Here is a 19,079-nt window from a genome sequence, read left to right as displayed (position 1 = left end):
AGTGTTAACGCTAGTTTTAGTACAGCCAATAACATCATTTAAATGGTACCTTTGTCACTAGTCAGAGTCCCCTCGTGGCTCAAAACTGCTTGTATATCATTATGTTCCTTATTGTTGAGTACGTTCTGGACTTCTTGAAAATTGTCATTCCTGACTGCCTGTCTTAATGAACCTAGAATTTCTTCTTGTGCATCAGTTAATTCAACCATATCTTACCTCTAATAAAAATTTAATTATCATACATATTTACAAGTAAATCAAGTATATTGTTAATAACTGTTAATAAAGGCCAACAAAATGCTTGACGTTAGAGTAGCTTTTATGGCTTTGTATAGCGAGGAAGTAACTCTATGAAAAATCATCAACGTTTACAAACTTTACGTTCAATTGCATTTATTGTGGGAATATTCCTATTGCTATTTAGCTTAGCAATGCTTATTCCTGATATTACCAATAAGTATCTCAGCTACGAATGGAAAAATTTTTTCGCTGGATTCATAATTACCTGCACATCTGGCGCAATTTTTATTTTACTCGGTAAATTAAGTAGATTGCATGGAATGCCAGCAATTTTTGCGATTACTAGTTGCACCTGGATTGCCTTGTCTCTGTTTGCAGCTATTCCTTTCTATTTTGATAATCTGAGCTATGTTGATGCATTGTTTGAAACGATATCTGGCATCACAACCACAGGGGCAACTATATTTAATGATATTGAAAAACAATCTCCAGGAATACTGCTGTGGAGAGCAATGCTACACGGCATGGGGGGTTTTGGCGTAATCACTTTAGGAATTGCAGTTTTTCCTATGTTTAAGGTTCTCAGCCTAAATAATTTACTTTATTCTGAATATTCAGATGCTACCAAAAGGAAGTTGCCGAACACGCGAAGCGTAGTGATTCATGTTACGGCAATATATTATGGCTTAATTTTGTTATGCATATTTTCCTATTATCTAGCTGGTATGCCACTATTTGATGCAATATGTCACGGAATGTCTGCTGTATCAACTGGTGGATTTGCTAACTATAATGATTCTATAGGGCACTATAATAATCCCATACTAGAAGCCATAACGATCGTTTTTATGATTTTGGGTTCTCTGCCTTTTCTTAGCTATTTAAAAATTATAAGACGGTTAGACATTTGCTATGATGAACAGGTCTCTTACTTTGTTAAGATAGCTACTATCTCATCTTTATTTGCTTGTTTTTGGTTGTATAAAAATGTTGATTTAGGAGTGTCATTATCATTTAGATGCAGCACATTTACCATCACTTCCTTGATTACGTCAACTGGTTATGCAATCTGTAATCATATAGATTGGAGTTTCATTTCAGTCTTAGCTTTTTTTCTAACCTTTGTTGGTGGATGTAGCGGTTCTTCAAGTGGTGGTGTCAAAATCTTCCGCTTGATTGTTCTTTTAAGGTCTATAAGAAATTACTTTTACCTTTTATTAAACCCTGATGCAGACAATGGAGTAAAATTCAATGGAAAAATTCTGGAGAATGATGAAGTTCACTCTGTCTTTATATTTTTTGCAATTTTCATGTTAACGTTTACCATTTCATCAATAGTGATGTCTTACTTAAGCAATGCAGACTTTATAACTAGCATCAGTTCAGTCTCTGCAACGCTTACAAACTCTGGCCCGGGATTTAGTAATTTAATAGGTCCTTCGGGTAATTATTCCTCTTTCAGTAATGAAGTAAAATTATTTCTATCGTTTTTAATGCTGCTTGGCAGACTTGAAATATTGCCAATCTATTTTTGTATAGGTAATTTATTCTTATTTAATAGAGAGAAATAGTTGGTGAAACTTGATATTATAGCTAAACTGACTTACGACAATTTGAAAAACCGTCATTCCGCTACTCGTTAGCGATATCTATACCGCGAATAAATCCACAGATGTACGAACATTGTGATTTGGGCACACCAGGAAGAATGTCATCCAAGTAGCCCCTTTCTCGTCATCCCGCTACTTGTTAGCGGGATCTATGCTAAGAGATACCGCGAATGAATCGCGGCATGACGGTTCGCGGCGGTATAGCTATAGATAGTATTAGCTATTTAATAAAAAGATCGTAGCTAAACCAAGAAATATAAAAGCTGAGAGAATATCAGTTGTTGCCGATGTTAGGATTGAAGAAGAAACGGCAGGGTCAGACTTTAAGCGATGAAGCATTATAGGAATGAAAGTTCCGATGAACGTTGCAATAATTGACATCATAATCATGGAGACCACAAAAATCATCTCCACTTTGAAGTTGTGAAACCTTATTGCTAACACTACTAATGAAATAGTAGATAAGATCACCCCGTTTATAAGACCTATTAAAAATTCTTTCATCAGTATTCTTTTTGCATTTTGCTCAGTTAGATATTTTGTTGCGATTGCCCGGATGGTTAGCGTTACTGTTTGGGATCCTGCATTTCCGCTCATTGATGCAATTATCGGCATGATTATTGGCAGCACTATAAAACTTTTTATTACATCATCGAAAAAGCCAACTACTATGGAACACATTGTTGCAGCTAAGAGGTTAAACAGTAACCAAGGTAGCCTTTTAATTATAGTTTTATGTATAGGGGCATTTATATCGGCTTTAGAAGATACACCGCTTATTTTGAGTACATCCTCTTCTGTTTCTTGTTGAACAACTTTTATCACATCTTCAATTAAGATCACACCAATAATTTTACCATTCTTATTTACTACCGGAGCCGATAATAGAGAGTAATCTTTAAATATTCTTGCTACTTCCTCTTGGTCTACTCCAGTTTTAATGATTTTTATGTCATGATCCATTATCTCTTTTATTATTGTGTCTCCTGAGTGAGATATTACCTTATTTAAATTAACACTGCCTATAGGCTCTAATTTTGAGTTGATAATGAATATCTGGTGAAATTTTTCTGGTATTTTTTTATAGTTGCACACAAATTCTGTCAGTTGATTTATTGTCCAATAATATGGAGCTATAACCATATCTTTATGTATTAACCTTCCTGCACTTTCTTCTGGATATGATAGCAACTCCTCTACCGATTTCTGAGTTTTGCTGGGCAAATAGTAAAGTATATTTTCTACAGACTTTCTATCTAAATCTTTCACTATGGTTACTATATCTTCTACATCAAGGAGCATTAGTAACTTTGCTGTATTTTCTATTCCCAATGTTTCTATGATCTCTATTTGTAAATCTGGCACTACATGCACTAGGGCATCACTTAACAAATGTTGATCGAGGATATTAACTAATTTCTCCCTGTGATCACTGATTGAAGTAGATAAAAAATAAGCTAACTGAACGCTATCTATCGTTTTTACAATACTACAAACATTCTCTAGCTCCTCGTTATCAAGTGACTCTATTAAGTCATCAATAGCCTTTTTGTCTAAACCATAATGAGAACTTATTTTAATATTCATTACTTTACCTTATTTTTTAATAAATATACGCGCTTGATTTCCTTAAACATTAAAGTATAATGAAATTATTTAAATTAACTATCATATGGTTAAATTTCTATTTTGTTTACTGTTATTGTTATTGATAGTAAATATATTAAAATCTAAAGTATAATGAAAACTTATCCAGAAATTCTTGAACACTTTCAAAGCTTAAATAAAAGTATTTCTCTTATCAGGAGGTGTCTTTGACATAGAAAAATTAAAGTTGCGCCTTGAAGAGCTTGACTCCCAAGCGTCGAATGATGACCTATGGCAAGATAACCAAAAAGCACAAGAAGTTTTAAAAGAACGTTCTAAAATTAAGAATGACGTAGAGTCGTTTTTAAAGCTGGAAAGCGATTACAACGATGCCATCAGCTTAATGAAGTCTGCTATTGATGAAAATGATGAAGAATTTTTCTCTGAAGTTGAAAATGAATTAGCTAAGCTAGAGAAATTAATCAAGTATAAAGAAACAGAGTCCTTATTTACTGGTGAAGCAGATAATAATAACTGCTTTTTAGAAATCCACTCAGGAGCTGGCGGAACCGAGAGCAATGATTGGGCTGAAATGCTGATGCGCATGTATATAAGGTGGGCAGAAATTTATCACAACTTTAAAGTTGAAGTTGTAGAAAAATTAGAAGGAGAGTCAGTTGGTATAAAGTCTGCAATGATAAAAATCGTTGGAGAAAAAGCTTATGGGTGGGCAAAAAGTGAAAGTGGAATTCACAGGCTGGTTAGAATATCGCCGTTTGATGCAAATGGTAAACGTCATACCAGTTTTGCAAGTGTAGGAGTAACTCCAGTGATAGAAGATTCAATTGATATTGCTGTGGATGAAAAGGATCTAAAGATCGACACCTACCGAGCTTCTGGAGCAGGCGGTCAGCATGTGAACAAAACTGAAAGTGCGGTACGCATTACGCATATTCCAACTGGTGTTGTAGTTCAATGCCAAAATGGTCGTTCTCAACACAGAAATAAAGATGAGGCATTGAAATTACTTAAAGGACGTTTATACCAAATTGAACTGGAAAAAAAAGAACAGAAAATGGCTGAAGAATATGGTAAAAAATGCGATATAGGCTGGGGTAATCAGATCAGATCGTACGTTATGCATCCATATCAAATGGTGAAGGATTTAAGAACCGGACATGAAGTGGGCAATATAAATTCTGTTTTTGATGGTAATATAGATTGTTTCATAGTTAGTGTGCTTACTAAGCAAAATTAGGTAGGGTTGACTTTCTTGCCATAATATATGATAATTAAAATATTGTTAAAGTAGGAGTAAAGTTATGGCGATTAAATATGATCAGTGGAAAAGTGACCTTACCCAGAAAAAGTGGAGAGAAAGTGTGGAATGTTTTTTACAAAAAGAATGATGCATCAAATTGTTCTGGAATGCAATAGTTAATAGTGACGTTGTTTGTTATAAAAAATTTCTATGTATTCAAATATTGCAGTTCTAGTTTGTTGAGCAGAGTGTTGTGAAGTATCAATAAGTATTTCTCTTTTCAATGAGCTAAAGAAGCTTTCTGCAACAGAATTGTCGTAACAACAGCCTTTATTACTCATCTATATTCTTTACAGCTAAGAGATATTGATACCCTTGCGCAGTATATTGTGAACCTTGGTCACTGTGCAGCAGTAGATTTTTAACAGGTTTACGCTTGTTAACGTCCATTAATAAAGAGTCCATAACCAATTGTTTATTTATTGAACTGCTCATTAACTACCATGCGTGAATATAGATCGATTATTGTTGCCAAATATAGCCATCCTTCTTTGGTTTTTATATAAGTAATCCCATACTTTATTTGGTTGATCGACAATAAAGTTTTGGTCTAATATATTGGGAGCTACTGTCCGTTTGTTGTTTCTTAATTTTAAATTTTCTTCTCAATATAGCCTGAATACCATTTTTCTGCATAATACTTTGCACTGTTTTTAAGTTGCAACTTTTACCCAAAGCCTTTAATTCAGCATGAATTTTAGGAGCTCCATATCTACATTTAGAAGCTTGATATATTTTTTGAATATCTGCTAATAACTCTTTATTTGCTGATTCTCTACTGCTTATTTTCCTTGTAGTCCACTTATAGTAGCCACTAGCAGAAAATCCTACATAATTCCTGTACTTTATAGCAGTTACTATATAAAAAAATATTTTACTCTTTTTGACTGGCCAGGGCTTTTTTTAAAATGTCTCTTTCTCTTGTTACTTTTGCTTTGTAAATCAAACCTCTCTTTGTCGTAAGGAGCCATGTTACCTCTACCTGGAAATGCATCTGCTGCCGACTTTTTTTCGTTGTGTTTCTTTATCCATTTTCCTAATAAACCACCCTTTATTCCTAAATCTCTTGCTATTTTTGTAATTGTTTGACCTGCCTTTCTTTGTTCATTTGTCAGCTTAACAGCTTCCAATTTGAATTCTGCTGTATATTCTCTTCTATTTGTCATATTTTGAAAAAACGTTTTATTTTACTCCAAAAACGTCTTAACTTTCTCTCTACTTTTTCTGGGTAAGGTCAGTATGGGAAAAGGTGAAAGATGTACTAAAAAACCCAGAGATGATAAAAAAGGAATACCAACGTAGAGTATTAGAAAATAAAAATGATGAATCATCAGAGAAAAAGTTTGCAAGAAGAGAAAATCAAATAAAAGAAGGTATCGAAAAATTAATGGAAGATTATTATAGTCAAGAAAATGCAGGAGAGAAAGGATATATAAGCGAGGAAGAATTTAAACAGACAATGAGAAAAATGAAAGAACGCTTACAAGGGATAGAAGAAGAGAAAAAAAGGTAGTTGATCAGAAGGCAGTAGAAAAAGGAATAAGTCTTATTATAAATAGCATAAAGAATTTTTATTCTAGTGTAAAATCGAACCTGGAACAGCTAGATTGGCAAACTAAGCGCGGCATTATTAAAGCATTAATAGGACAAATTAACATTGGTTGTGATCAGGTAGAAGTAGGATTTCAGATCGAAGAACCAGCACAGGATGGGGGAATTCTTAATTTGTATCATTGTACTACACATCATAATAAGGGGGTTGGCGAAGGGTGTCAAGCAAGTTTTTTCGTTTCTATAAATCTGGATTTCAGCGTTATGCGCTGGAATGACAACGTGAGGTAAATTTTTCAACATCCCAAAATTACAGAATTCAGTCTGTTTAATTAAGTGTGAACTGTTACACGAAAATTTTGTAAACAGATTAATATACCCTGTTTTTGCTATTCATCTAAAAATGGAACCATAGAGTACGTTGAGGAGCGTAAGCAAATTTTAATGCAAAAATTACTATCAAAAAATAGATTATGCAAGAGGTCTAATTATTCTGCCGCAATTTTGCTCTATCACACTTGCCACATTTAATATTCCAGCTTCATCATAATAATTTCCAATCACTTGCAAGGCAAGTGGTAAACCCTCATTGGAGAGCCCAACAGGAACAGAAATAGCAGGCAATCCTGCCAGACTTGCCGGCACAGTAAACGCATCATTGATGCACATAATTAGCGGATCTGGCTTTTCATTTAAGCCAAAAGCTTCTGTTGGAGCAGATGGCACAAGTATGTAATCTATTTTTTCAAACGCTTTTATAAAATCATTTCTGATTAATGCCCTAATGCACTGCGCTTTTTCGTAATATTCATTATGATGACCTGAAGAAAGCGCATAAGCGCCAATTAAAATTCTTCTTTTCACCTCTTTACCGAAACCTTCTGCTCTTGTTAGTGAATACATTTCTTCAAGGGTATCAGCATCAACCCTGAACCCATAACGCACACCGTCATAACGAGCAAGATTGGATGAAGTTTCAGCAGAACAAATTAAATAATAGACTGGTATTGCATATTTAGTATGTGGCAGAGTAACGTCAACAACTTCAGCGCCATTTTCTTTTAAATAGGAAGCAACTTTCTCCCAATTATGGACTATTTCCTCTGAAATTCCATCCATCCTATATTCTTTTGGTATACCAATACGCTTACCCTTAACATCACCATTTATAAAGCTGGAAAATTTAGGTGCTGGCTTTCTACTTGATATTGAATCTTTTGTATCATAGCCACAGATTGCTTCCAGCATTAATGCTGAATCAGAGACAGAACGAGTAATGACTCCTGCTTGATCTAGAGAACTCGCAAATGCAATCATACCAAAACGCGAGCATCTTCCATAAGTTGGCTTTATTCCAACTACTCCACAGTAAGCTGCTGGTTGGCGTACAGATCCACCGGTGTCACTCCCTAGTGCTCCAGCGCATAAAAATCCAGCCACCGATGCTGCAGATCCACCAGATGATCCACCAGGAACAACTTTTTCCCCATCACTTTTTCTAATCCACACATTTTCGACAGGGCCAAAATAGCTGTTTGTGTTCGCAGAACCCATAGCAAATTCATCCATATTAAGCTTACCGAGCATGGCTGCTCCACTTTTTAAAAGCAAGTCAGACACCGTAGATTCGTAAGTCGGAACGAAATTTTCCAGCATTTTTGAGCATGCTGTTGTTTTTATTCCTTTTGTACAGAATAGATCTTTGATGCCAACTGGTACACCCATGAGCGGCGAGATTAAATCATCCTTTTGCCTAGAGAAATATTCATCTGCAGCTTTAGCAGCTTTCATTGCTATCTCTGGGGTTTTTGTTATAAATGCATTTAATTTCTCATTTTCAACCGCACTGATGTGCGCCTCTACGAGTTCAACGGCAGAAAAACTCTTTTTTTTGAGCCCGTCATGCATTTGTGTAATACTTAACTTTCTTAGTTCATTCATCAATATTTAATTTTTAGCAAGACGTTAATTATAACATGGCACGATAAAAAATCCATACATTTATAGTTACAGCTAGAAATGTAGCTAAGGTAACTTAGATTCACCGACAATCGTCATCCCGCTACTTGTTAGCGGCTAAGAGATACCGCGGCGGTATGACGTAGAAGCTATACTTTTATACTCACCAACTCAGTATCCAATCCGGATTGTATCTTAAAAAGGTCAAAAGACTATAATAAGCAAAGGAGTGATACTGTGTCTGAGTGAAAATCGTTGAGATCCCAGTGTCTGCTGCTTGCATAGCATTTATTTACAAAAAATAGTCATGCAAGAGACTTTGCTTGGATATTTGATATAATTTAGGTCTATTAAAGCAAAAAATACTAACATGAATGAAGTGATAACATTTGGTTGTCGTCTAAATTTTTACGAGAGCGAGTTAATCAAAGAAGCATTAAAAAAAGCAAAGAGAGAAAATGTTGTTGTGGTGCATAGCTGTGCAGTGACAAACGAAGCAGAACGTCAGGTAAAGCAAAAGATACGTAAGATTTACAAAAATGATCCAAATAAAGAAATTATCGTAGTTGGTTGTGCTGTTCAGTTGGATCCAGAAGTTTACAGTAGCATTCCTGGTGTAAGTAAAGTGCTCGGTAATCAAGATAAGCTAAAAGCTGAAAATTACTTACTAAATGACGATAAAATCTTGGTCAGTGATAACCAAGTAGAACCTGTTCTAATTAATGGATTTGAAGATAAGTCAAGGGCATTTATTGAAATTCAAAATGGTTGTAATCATAGCTGCACATTTTGTTCAATTACTGAGGCAAGAGGGAATAATCGATCTGTGCCAATAAACAGTATTATAGAGCAAATCAGGATCTTTGTAGAAAATGGATATCAAGAAGTAGTGTTTACAGGGGTTGATATTACTGACTTTGGTACAGATTTGTTGGGTAAGCCATCACTTGGTTCAATGATTAGGAGAGTTTTAAAGGATATACCAGAGTTGAAGAGGCTAAGACTTTCCTCTATCGATGTTGCTGAAGTTGACGACGAATTAATGGATTTAATAGCTAATGAGTCAAGACTTATGCCTCATTTACATTTGAGTCTACAATCTGGTAATAATTTAATACTAAAGAGAATGAAGCGTCGTCACAACAGAGAGCAAGTGATAGAATTTTATCATAAAATGAAGAGCTTGAGACCTAATATAGCATTTGGCGCTGATATTATTGCTGGATTTCCAACAGAAACTGATGAAATGTTTCAGGATACGGTTGATCTACTAAAAAAAATAAATGTAGTTTACCTACATGCTTTTCCATATTCAGAGCGGAAAAATACACCTGCTGCACGGATGCCGCAAATACCAGAAAATGTACGTAAAGAACGGGTAAAGCACCTAAGAGAGGTGAATAAGGAAATGATGAGCAGTTTTTATCAATCTTTGCTCAGCACCGAGCAAAGCGTTCTGGTTGAGCAAAATCATATCGGTAGAACAGAAAATTTTGCATTAGTAAAGCTTGAACCAAAAGCTCAAGCCAAGAGTATTGTGAAAGTTAATGTTAAAGGAGTGGAAAATAATTATCTAATCGGAAGTATCTTACCTTAATTTTTTGTACATTAAAGAAATATATGATATAGTAGTTATACTATAAATGATAATTATGGGTTCATTTGTGATAACTAAAATATCTATTGCTTTATTTTTGATTTTCATTCCATGTGTCTATTTTTTTATTACTTATATTAGTAATAGTACACACATTGAGCAAGTACAACCCTTAAAATTAGAAACAGACAATGATGAAAGTGTGATACGTTCTGAGGAGGTTACTGCAAAAGAAATACCAATAAAATATCAAGAACTTGAAAGTAGTCCACCTTCTGTTTTCCAAGTAGCTGATCAGAAAAATATGTGGTCACGTATTGCAGATCAAGCTGAGCCTACAAAAGAAAAATCAAAAAAACTTGATTTTTATGTTAGCGCTAACGGTGGTAAGGTATACCATGATAATTCAGAAATATTTGTAAAGGGTATAAAGGCAATAGGGGAGAGAGTCCTAACTTTAGTTGAAAGTCATTATGGTTTTATAATAAAAAATATAGTGGCAGATGAAATTAAAAGTATACAGCAATTTGATGGTAAAATTGATTTCCAGTGGTTTAGCAGCATGTCTTTAGGTTACTATGCTGGAGAAAATGGTAAAATTGATTTTGAAGCCGCGTATTCTATAGCCAATATTGAAGATAGTAATTCTCCTCCGGTATTTGATAAATCAGCAAGTATATTTGCGTTTTTGTTAAACTTCTATTATAATCCCAGCGTTCAGGATACACAATTTGCTCCGTACATCGGTCTTGGTATAGGACCAACAGTTTTTAGATTAAAAAGGATTAATGGGTCACCCCAAAATTCAATGCCACTGAATGTTCCTTGGTTTGCTTATCAAATAAAACTTGGTGTTGATTATTCAATAATCCCAGAAATCAAAACCTTTCTCGGCTATCGTTACTTTAGCGTTCCGATACCTGTTGCAGATGACATATCTACTCACAATATTGAAGTTGGTTTGATATTTAATTTTTAGTGATAATTTAATATATATATAAATTCTTATCTTTTCTATCTAACAAACCAAATGTTGGTACGATTGTTGCTTTTAAAAAAATGACAGTTTCTACTGTTCTAATATTATTCGCTAGCCTTTTTGATTTCTGATGCAATAAGCTTTGCTTATCTTCTCTATGTTCTATAAGCCCGCCGATTACCATAATTTCACCGCTCTTAATTTTTAACATAGAGTTCATTTCTCTGATTTCAACAATTGGAATGTCGCTATTTAATTTCATTTTACTCTGCTGTGCGACGTACTCTATATCTGGATCTTTAGTGTAGCCGTTAATTCTTGATAAAGTTGGATGTATATCCATGAATATTTCACTAGTATCAATGTTAATGCTTGGGTGGATTATTAGCACAACACCTATTGGGACGCTATTCATCTTGGTAATTAAGGTCTGATTAGAGTTTCTAGTATCTTTTTGTATATCGGAGGTAAAATAAATATGGTTTTTAGTAAATGAAATCATCGCTTGCTGATTATTTATAGCATGTACTCTGGGGCTTGAAATTACAGTTGAAGTGCCAAATTTGTCTAAATTTTTTACTAAATCTCCTAGATCATTTGCACCAAAGTTCATTGCTAGGTTAATAATGGAGTTATCTTGATTTATTATAGACTTAGTTCCATCTTGTAAGTCATTTAAGTTCATACCAGAAAGGTATTTGTCATCTAGCACAACTTCAACTATTTTTGCCTCTATCATTACTTGAGAAGACGCTAACTTCTTAACCTTATTAATATATTCTTCAACAGCTTTGTGGATATCTTTTCTAGCATTCAAAATAATAACACCAGCTTCTCTGTTGGATGAAAGGAATTCGCCATCATCCACCCCGTTAACATCCATTATTGCATTCAAGCCTTTTTCTAATGAATTCCATAAGTCACTACTGTATTGAGACTTCATAACATTGTTATAGTCCCTATCAACGTTACTTCCATCACTGTTAGTAATATTGTTATTAATGACGAAACTGCTTTGAGCAGAATGTTGAATATTGATGAAGTCTACGTAATAATTTTGTGCGTATGGCAAGTCCTGCTCAATTCTAATTACACCATTACTTGTTGAGTAACGCAGTTTGGCGCTATTTGCTATACTCTGAATTACTTCGTTTATATCCTTATCTTTTAGCTTTAAAATAATATTACCTGATATTTTTGGGTCCATATCCAAGTTAACGTCAGAAAGTTTTCCTATCTCAATCAGCAAATCCTTTACTGATACTTCTTCACTAACATTAATAGAAATAAGCTGATTACTGATTGTGAGATCGGGAAACTCTATTGGTAAAGGCATAATTTCTGGTATTGCCGGTTCATTAATCTCCAAAGAGGTGTTATATTGTTGCAACGGATAATCGTGCTTATAATTGTCTATGTTAATAGGATATTGCTTGGTAGGTAGATGTGTGCAAGAAATAATGAAGAGGAGTATTAAGCATTTAAAAATAGCCATTAGAACAGCATATAGATCTATACTAATAGATTTCTATAAAAATATTAAAAATGTATTTAATTTCGTTTTCATCGAGCAGATAATTGTCATATATTAGCTTTGGCTATGTATTTTTTGTATACTCTTCTTGTACTTAAATGTAGACCAGCATAGCCTTAGTTTTTTTATATATTTTACTTCTTTCTCTATATTTAATAATAGGCTTGAAAATAAATGGTAAGCCTATAATTGTTAGGCTTAGAGCTAGGGTTGAAAGTATACAACAGGCTTTGTGTTTACTATGTAGCTCTTTCAGGTAAAGCATCAAAAATCTGCAAAATTTTTTGTAATTTTCTTCGATGTTTTTTTTGCTATGAGCCTTGCTAATGAACATATCTATTGCGGTATGACCGTTATTACACTTAATGTTAAGGTCTGCACCTTTTTCTATTAATAGCTGAGCTATATCAAAATAATCCTTTTGAACAGCAAGATGTAGAGGTGCAAAACCTTGTTGCTCACAAATGTTCATATTGGCTCTAACTTCCAATAACATTTTCACAATTTTTGTATGGCCTTTTTTAACTGCCAGTAGCAAGGGAGTTCTGTTACATTTAGTAACAGCATTAATGTTTACCTTAAGCCTCAATAAGAGCTTAACTGTTTTAGTGTTACCATTATGGCTAGCTTTATGCAGCCTGGCGTTGCCATTAAAATCTTGATCATTTGCATCTATTCCTTTTGATACAAGAAATGTTACCATTTTTCTATTATTATGCTCAATAGCGCAATCTAATGCATCAAAACCATGATTGTTTTTTGTGCAAAAAAACTCTTTAAGTTTAATTTTATCGTTACTTGCTTGCTGTTTTTTTGCAATAAGCTTTACTATTTGCATTTTGTTGTTATACGCTGCTAGGAAAAGCGTAGTGTTATTTTCTGCATCTTTGGCTTCTATATTTGCACCTTTCTTTATCAGATATTCTATAATTTCTGCTCTGCTGTCATAATGTGCGGTGCATTGATAAATGGTTAAAAACAAAGGAGTACGAAAATTGTTATCTTCACATTCGAGATTTGCTCCGCTATCAATTAAAATTTGGACGCTTTTTTTAGAACCGTATAGTGAAGCTATATGAAGAGGAGTATAGCCCTCTTTGACATCTTTTTCATTAATTTTTGCGCCTTTTGTTATCAAAAAATCTATTAATTCCGTGTCATCTTGTAGTGCAGCAAGGTGCAGTGGAGTAAATCCATTTTTATCCTTGGAATTAATTGTCAGTTGATTAACAAAAAGTTTAGCAACTTTCTTGTGTCCATGCATAATGGCATAATGCAGTGGATTTCTATTTTCGTTGTCTACGACATTGAAATCAGCTTCGTGCTCTAGTAATGACTTTACTCCAACTAAATCACCTTCTTTTGTGAACTTGTGCAAGAGAGTGATTCCACTTGCATCTTTTGAGTTAATATCAAATCCATTTTCTACTAATTGGTTTATATCTTCCTCACGCGCCATATCACTTAAATCTCTAATTAAACTCTTTTCGCGTTAATAATACTCCTACTTGATTAAGTTTAAATGAATCTGTGAGAAATGGCTAGTGCATTCTTGCATAACAAACTTTTGGCAGCGCATTGGATGAAACGAAAAACTTACTTGACAAACTCCGCCAGCCCCCTTATCATGAAACTGAAGCTATTTATTTATCTTCGCAATCTCTGCAGTGGATTAATGACAAAAAACTTAATGTATTTGGCGTAAATCATGCTTAATTTTTTGCACTATGTGCACCTCATATCTTTATAAAACTTTTAGGTTTCTACCTATACAAGCCGAAACGCGCTTATAAAGTGTTTAAGACAGTAAAAGACGTCAAATAGACAAGGGAGAATTTGAATACTAGCTACCCTAGGGTTTCTTTGCCTTTTTTTTATTTGGTAAATTTCTTAATATTTATAGCTAAACGACAACTGTCATTCCTGTAAAGGTCAAGTATCCCGCTACTTGTTAGCGGCTGAGATACCGCGAATGAATCGCGGTATGACGGTTAGCGGTGGCGTGACGATAAGCTCGTCATTCCGCTACGTGTTAGCGGCTAAGAGATATCGCGGTGGTATAGCTATAAATTGTTGATATCTTTTTTATATCACATTTTTAACTTACAATAGTTAGCCAGCGTTTCTGACATTAACCAAATTTTTCAAATTCTGCACTCACCACTACCTATAACTCACTTTCACGCAATATTGATCGTTCTTAAAAAGCAATCTAACATTTTTTATTCCTTGATTGCGAAGCTTTGATGCAGCTGATTTAGCAGCCTGAGCACTTTTAAAAAATGCAACATATCCCTTACTTTCTGCACTGTCTTGTTTTGGGTGACGTTTCTGTATTTCTTTTTCATACTGCTTTCTGTAATGAGGAGTATTTTGTATCAATTGTTCTGACATCTTTCTTAGGTATTGGACTTTTACTTTTGCAAGCCCAGATTTATGAAATCCTAAGACTTGAGCTGCTTTTTCTGATAAGTCTATTATTCTACCTTCAATAAATGGTCCTCTATCGTTAACCCTTGTAACAAGCTTTCTTCCATTTTCTAAATTAGTGACAAGAACAAAGCAGGGTAGGGGCAAAGTCTTATGCGCTGCAGAGATCAAGTGACGGTTAAACACTTCACCATTTGCTGTAAGCGTGCCATGATCTTCTATTCCATACCACGACGCTGTCCCTATCTCTTCATAGTGTTTACAGTTTTTTGGATAATAAGTTATACCATTTATTGTGTAGCTGCTGCCAATTTTGTAATGACCTGCAGTGCAATTAAACCTGTTGCTAAAACTGCAACTACTCATCAAAACGAATATTAGACATAGGAAGGCTAGGTTTTTTATCATTGTATTCGGTAAGAGGGTTCGATACTATGAGGATTTTAAATTATACTATAATAAATTTAGTAATGAGTAAACATCTACTGCTAAATATTAACAAAACTCAAGAAGGAATAATACATATTATTGGTATAGGTGGAATCGGAATGAGTGCCATTGCTGAAATTCTTCACAATTCCAATTACAAAGTTCAAGGCAGTGATGCACAGTCAAACAACAATGTAGATAGATTACAAAAGCTGGGTATAGAAGTTTACATTGGTCACAATGCTGATAATATAAGCCGAGCTCAAATAGTTGTATATTCTTCTGCGATAGAATCTGATAATGTGGAGTTAATTGCGGCAAAAAATAACAATAAAATCGTTTTGCATAGATCAGACATGCTTGCTGAACTTTTAAGAGATAAATATGTGATAGCGGTTTCAGGTTCAAGCGGAAAGACAACAACAACCGCTATGATTGCTTCCATTTTTGATCATTCTAGCATTGATGCGACTGTAACTGTAGGAGGGATATTAAATTCCTATAAGAGCAACTTCAAACTTGGAGGGAGTGACACTTTTCTGATCGAGGCTGATGAGTCTGATGGAACTATGCTAAAAATCCCTGCAAAGATTGCTGTCATAACAAGTATCAACAATGACCACATAGATTATTACGGCACATTTGATAATATCAAAAATGCATTTTCCCAATTCGTGAATAATGCAGGTTCTGCAGTTTTACCTGATTCTGTAGACATCGATTATGATGCGGGTAATTCTATAACGTTTGGGTTTGAGAATGGTAGCATAAGAGCCAGCAACATTAAACAGCATGCTAACAGCATAGAATTTGATGTGTTGAACAACTGGATTCCAGCATTACGTGCTGGAATGACAAAAGGAAAGTGTACAGAGATGTCATCACAGTGCTTGACACTTGGATCCAGCCCTTTAAAAAACATAGTACTATCAAATGCAATTGGAATTCACAAAGTAAGCAACGCCCTAGCTGCAATATCAGTTGCGATAAAGCTCGGAATTAGCGATGCAGAGATTAAAAAAGGCCTTTTGGAATTTCAAGGAGTAGCAAGAAGATTCTCTTTGATTGCCGATATTAAAGGTGTTAAGTTAATTGAGGATTATGCCCATCATCCAAATGAAATATATGCAACTTTAACGGCTGCACGTTCGATTACTAAAGGAAAAGTAATAGGAATTATCGAACCACTTCGTTTTGCCCGCATTCGTAATTTTTTTGATGAATTCATACGAATTTTCATGATGTTTGATTATGTCATCCTCACTCCTGTTCATCCCCCAGAAGACAATCCTATTCCTGGTTGTGGGATTGATGATATACAAAAAGCTTTAATCAGTAATGGATTTAATAACACAAAAATTATGAATGATGCTTTGCTCATTTCACATTTTATTAGTGATTCGACAAGTCCAAGTGATATAGTATTATTTATTGGTGCTGGTAGTAATATAGCTAAGCTAGCAAAAGAAACTGCAGCACTTATTGCGGAAGTTAAGGTTTAATGTAATGAATAAGATAATCAATAACGTATTTGCAAGAGAAATTTTAGATAGCAGGGGTTACCCCACTATTGAGGTAGAAATTGAGCTCTGTGATGGCGCAATAGGCAGGGCATCTGTACCTTCTGGAGCTTCAACTGGTAAATTAGAAGCCTTGGAACTCAGGGACCAAGATGAGAAAAGGTATTGTGGTAAGGGAGTGCTGAAAGCTGTTCAAGCTGTAAATGGGATAATAGCAGATGAAATCATTGGAATGAATGCAGCGGACCAAAATGCAATTGATAAAGCATTAATTGAACTGGATGGAACAAAAAACAAATCAAAACTTGGAGCAAATGCAACTTTGGGTGTGTCTCTTGCAGTTGCAAAAGCAGCAGCAAACAGTTTCAAAATGCCGCTATATAGATATTTGGGAGGAAAGCAGACGAGTGTTATGCCGGTTCCACTCATTAACATAATTAATGGTGGAGTACATGCAGACAATAAGCTCGATTTCCAAGAATTCATGATTCTTCCGGTCGGTGCTGAGACTTTCAGCGAAGCGATTAGAATATCTGCGGAGGTATTCCACAACTTACGTAGCATTCTTAAGAAAAAAGGTTATAGCATAAATGTAGGGGATGAAGGTGGTTTTGCACCAAATATTGAAAGTACTGAAGAAGCACTTGATTTGATCATATACGCTATAGAATCAGCAGGTTATTCAGCGCAAAGTGATTTTGCACTAGGCCTTGATGTTGCTTCATCTACTTTTTATGAAGATGGAATTTACGAATTTGAAAGTAAGGGGCTTACTTCAGAAGAGTTAACCGAATATTATTGTAACCTTGTGGAAAGATATCCAATAATTTCTATAGAAGATGCAATGAGTGAAGACGACTATGAAGGCTGGAAATTGCTTACTGCAAAACTAGGGAATAAAATTCAATTGGTCGGGGATGATTTATTTGTTACAAATTGTGAACTAATACGTAAAGGAATAGAGGAAAAAATGGCAAATGCTGTACTGATCAAGCCAAATCAAATAGGGACGTTAACAGAAACGTTTAATGCAATTGAAATGGCAAAATCAAATGGCTATAAAGCTGTTGTTTCTCATCGCTCAGGTGAAACAGAAGACACAACAATATCTCATATAGCAGTTGCGTCAAATTGCGGGCAAATAAAAACCGGGTCGCTATCGCGTTCTGATAGACTCGCGAAGTATAATGAGCTAATGAGAATAGAAAGCACGTTAGGAAAGGATGCTAAATATTATCGTGGGTTAGCATGGGTTTTATAGACGAAGTAAAATTGTGTTTAAAAGCCGGTGACGGTGGTGATGGCTGTGCAAGTTTTCGTCGAGAAAAGTTCGTTGAATTTGGTGGTCCAAATGGTGGTAATGGAGGAAAGGGTGGAAACATAGTTTTCATCAGCGACGCTAATCTCAACACTTTGCTTCATTTTCGTTATAGAAGACACATTAAAGCAGATAGTGGAAAAAATGGTGCAGGCAGGGATAGATCTGGCACAGCAGGGAAAGACGTTATACTTAAAGTTCCAGTCGGTGCACAAATAATTGATGAAGAAAGTGAAGAGATAATAGTAGACCTTGACAAGCCTGGTATGGAATTTCAAGTAGCACAGGGTGGAAAAGGTGGACTTGGAAATACTAATTTTAAATCTTCTACTAATAAGGCACCAAGACATTTTACTTACGGTCAGCCTGGCGAAGAAAAACATGTATTATTAAAACTAAAAGTTTTATCAGATGTTGGAATTATTGGCATGCCAAACGCAGGTAAATCAAAATTTTTGACTCGCTGCTCAAATTCCGATACAAAAGTAGGCGATTATCCATTTACCACCGTAAGACCTCATTTAGGCATGGTAAAAGTGGATGATAGCGAAGTTGTAATAGCAGATATTCCTGGAATAATTACTGATGCTCACCTTGGAGTTGGGCTCGGGCATAAATTTTTAAAGCACATAGAAAGGTGTCAAATTTTACTTCATTTAATCGATGTAACTCACGATGACGTTGTTTCGGCTTATAGTTGTATCCATAATGAATTGGAACTTTACAATAGTGATCTTGTTGAAAAAGAAGAGATTGTAGTATTAAACAAATGCGACTTATTGAGGGAAGCAGAAATTCTGGAAAAGAAGAATCACCTAGCTAATTATCTCAATAAAGAAGTGCTGTGCTTATCAATTAATGGTGATTTACAGCCTATTTTAAGATTATTAAGTGAAAAATTGAAAAAGAGTAATTCTAAGGAAATCGATGTATATGATCCTTTTAAGATGTGAATTTCATTTATTTTATCATATAACTAGAATATATTTGTACGAACATTTGTT

General features: G+C 34.8%; 14 protein-coding genes and 1 pseudogene. 8 read left to right on the top strand and 7 right to left on the bottom strand.

All coding sequences use genetic code 11. From position 1 onward, the window contains the following. Nucleotides 1–38: 38 nt before the first annotated feature. Nucleotides 39–209 carry a hypothetical protein gene (locus OPR39_RS06495; RefSeq protein ID WP_167482803.1) on the bottom strand — a complete coding sequence of 57 codons (171 nt, stop codon included), beginning with the start codon at nt 207–209 and terminating at the stop codon, nt 39–41. A 141-nt stretch (nt 210–350) separates the two neighbouring features. Between OPR39_RS06495 and OPR39_RS06490 the strand changes: the two genes are divergently transcribed. Then, nucleotides 351–1,811: a TrkH family potassium uptake protein gene (locus tag OPR39_RS06490; RefSeq protein ID WP_265039390.1), complete on the top strand. Its 1,461-nt coding sequence runs from the start codon at nt 351–353 to the stop codon at nt 1,809–1,811. Nucleotides 1,812–2,066: 255 nt separating this feature from the next. Here OPR39_RS06490 and mgtE read toward each other — a convergent pair whose 3' ends face one another. Further along, nucleotides 2,067–3,437: a magnesium transporter gene (gene mgtE / locus OPR39_RS06485; protein WP_015589086.1), complete on the bottom strand. Its 1,371-nt coding sequence runs from the start codon at nt 3,435–3,437 to the stop codon at nt 2,067–2,069. 153 nt (nt 3,438–3,590) lie between these two features. Here mgtE and prfB point away from each other — a divergent pair. Then, nucleotides 3,591–4,695 (top strand): peptide chain release factor 2 gene (gene prfB / locus OPR39_RS06480; protein ID WP_141456981.1). Its coding sequence is split into 2 segments (ribosomal slippage): nt 3,591–3,665 and nt 3,667–4,695, totalling 1,104 coding nucleotides; the frame shifts between segments, so codons are not numbered across the junction. A 136-nt stretch (nt 4,696–4,831) separates the two neighbouring features. Here prfB and OPR39_RS07520 read toward each other — a convergent pair. Further along, a pseudogene (locus tag OPR39_RS07520) lies at nt 4,832–5,924 on the bottom strand (IS3 family transposase). A gap of 83 nt (nt 5,925–6,007) precedes the next feature. On the opposite strand from OPR39_RS07520, the gene OPR39_RS06460 reads away from it, so the two are divergent. Then, entirely contained in the window at nt 6,008–6,271 is a 264-nt protein-coding gene (locus tag OPR39_RS06460) for a hypothetical protein (RefSeq protein ID WP_010082214.1), read from the top strand. 509 nt (nt 6,272–6,780) lie between these two features. Here OPR39_RS06460 and gatA read toward each other — a convergent pair. Further along, complete coding sequence (gene gatA / locus OPR39_RS06455) at nt 6,781–8,250, bottom strand: Asp-tRNA(Asn)/Glu-tRNA(Gln) amidotransferase subunit GatA (protein WP_265039388.1); 1,470 nt, start codon at nt 8,248–8,250, stop codon at nt 6,781–6,783. Between the two features lie 388 nt (nt 8,251–8,638). Between gatA and mtaB the strand changes: the two genes are divergently transcribed. Further along, entirely contained in the window at nt 8,639–9,865 is a 1,227-nt protein-coding gene (gene mtaB / locus OPR39_RS06450) for a tRNA (N(6)-L-threonylcarbamoyladenosine(37)-C(2))-methylthiotransferase MtaB (protein ID WP_015588940.1), read from the top strand. Nucleotides 9,866–9,932: 67 nt separating this feature from the next. Beyond that, on the top strand, nt 9,933–10,844 hold the full coding sequence (locus tag OPR39_RS06445; protein WP_141457201.1) for an outer membrane protein: 912 nt from the start codon (nt 9,933–9,935) through the stop codon (nt 10,842–10,844). A 7-nt stretch (nt 10,845–10,851) separates the two neighbouring features. Here OPR39_RS06445 and OPR39_RS06440 read toward each other — a convergent pair whose 3' ends face one another. The 3 genes from OPR39_RS06440 to OPR39_RS06430 form a co-directional block, all read right to left on the bottom strand. Beyond that, nucleotides 10,852–12,339 (bottom strand): type II secretion system protein GspD, encoded by a 1,488-nt coding sequence (locus tag OPR39_RS06440; RefSeq protein ID WP_015588942.1) that lies wholly within the window; start codon nt 12,337–12,339, stop codon nt 10,852–10,854. Nucleotides 12,340–12,472: 133 nt separating this feature from the next. Further along, nucleotides 12,473–13,837 carry an ankyrin repeat domain-containing protein gene (locus OPR39_RS06435; RefSeq protein ID WP_141457199.1) on the bottom strand — a complete coding sequence of 455 codons (1,365 nt, stop codon included), beginning with the start codon at nt 13,835–13,837 and terminating at the stop codon, nt 12,473–12,475. A 704-nt stretch (nt 13,838–14,541) separates the two neighbouring features. Further along, entirely contained in the window at nt 14,542–15,216 is a 675-nt protein-coding gene (locus OPR39_RS06430) for a septal ring lytic transglycosylase RlpA family protein (RefSeq protein ID WP_015588944.1), read from the bottom strand. Between the two features lie 26 nt (nt 15,217–15,242). On the opposite strand from OPR39_RS06430, the gene murC reads away from it, so the two are divergent. The 3 genes from murC to cgtA are packed head-to-tail and all read left to right on the top strand — an operon-like array spanning nt 15,243 to nt 19,028. Continuing rightward, a complete protein-coding gene (gene murC / locus OPR39_RS06425; protein WP_265039386.1) occupies nt 15,243–16,739 on the top strand; it encodes a UDP-N-acetylmuramate--L-alanine ligase in 1,497 nt (498 codons plus the stop codon). 4 nt (nt 16,740–16,743) lie between these two features. Continuing rightward, entirely contained in the window at nt 16,744–18,018 is a 1,275-nt protein-coding gene (gene eno, locus OPR39_RS06420; protein WP_015588946.1) for a phosphopyruvate hydratase, read from the top strand. After that, nucleotides 18,006–19,028, top strand: a complete 1,023-nt coding sequence (gene cgtA / locus OPR39_RS06415) for an Obg family GTPase CgtA (protein ID WP_174515741.1) — start codon at nt 18,006–18,008, stop codon at nt 19,026–19,028. Before eno ends, cgtA begins: the two co-directional genes overlap by 13 nt. The last annotated feature ends 51 nt before the right edge of the window (nt 19,029–19,079 follow it).

Source organism: Wolbachia endosymbiont (group A) of Yponomeuta plumbellus, from assembly GCF_947251575.1.
GTDB classification, from domain to species: Bacteria; Pseudomonadota; Alphaproteobacteria; order Rickettsiales; family Anaplasmataceae; genus Wolbachia; species Wolbachia pipientis.
The sequence above is the reverse complement of the archived record's forward strand: the minus strand, read 5'-3'. Positions and strand labels throughout refer to the sequence as shown.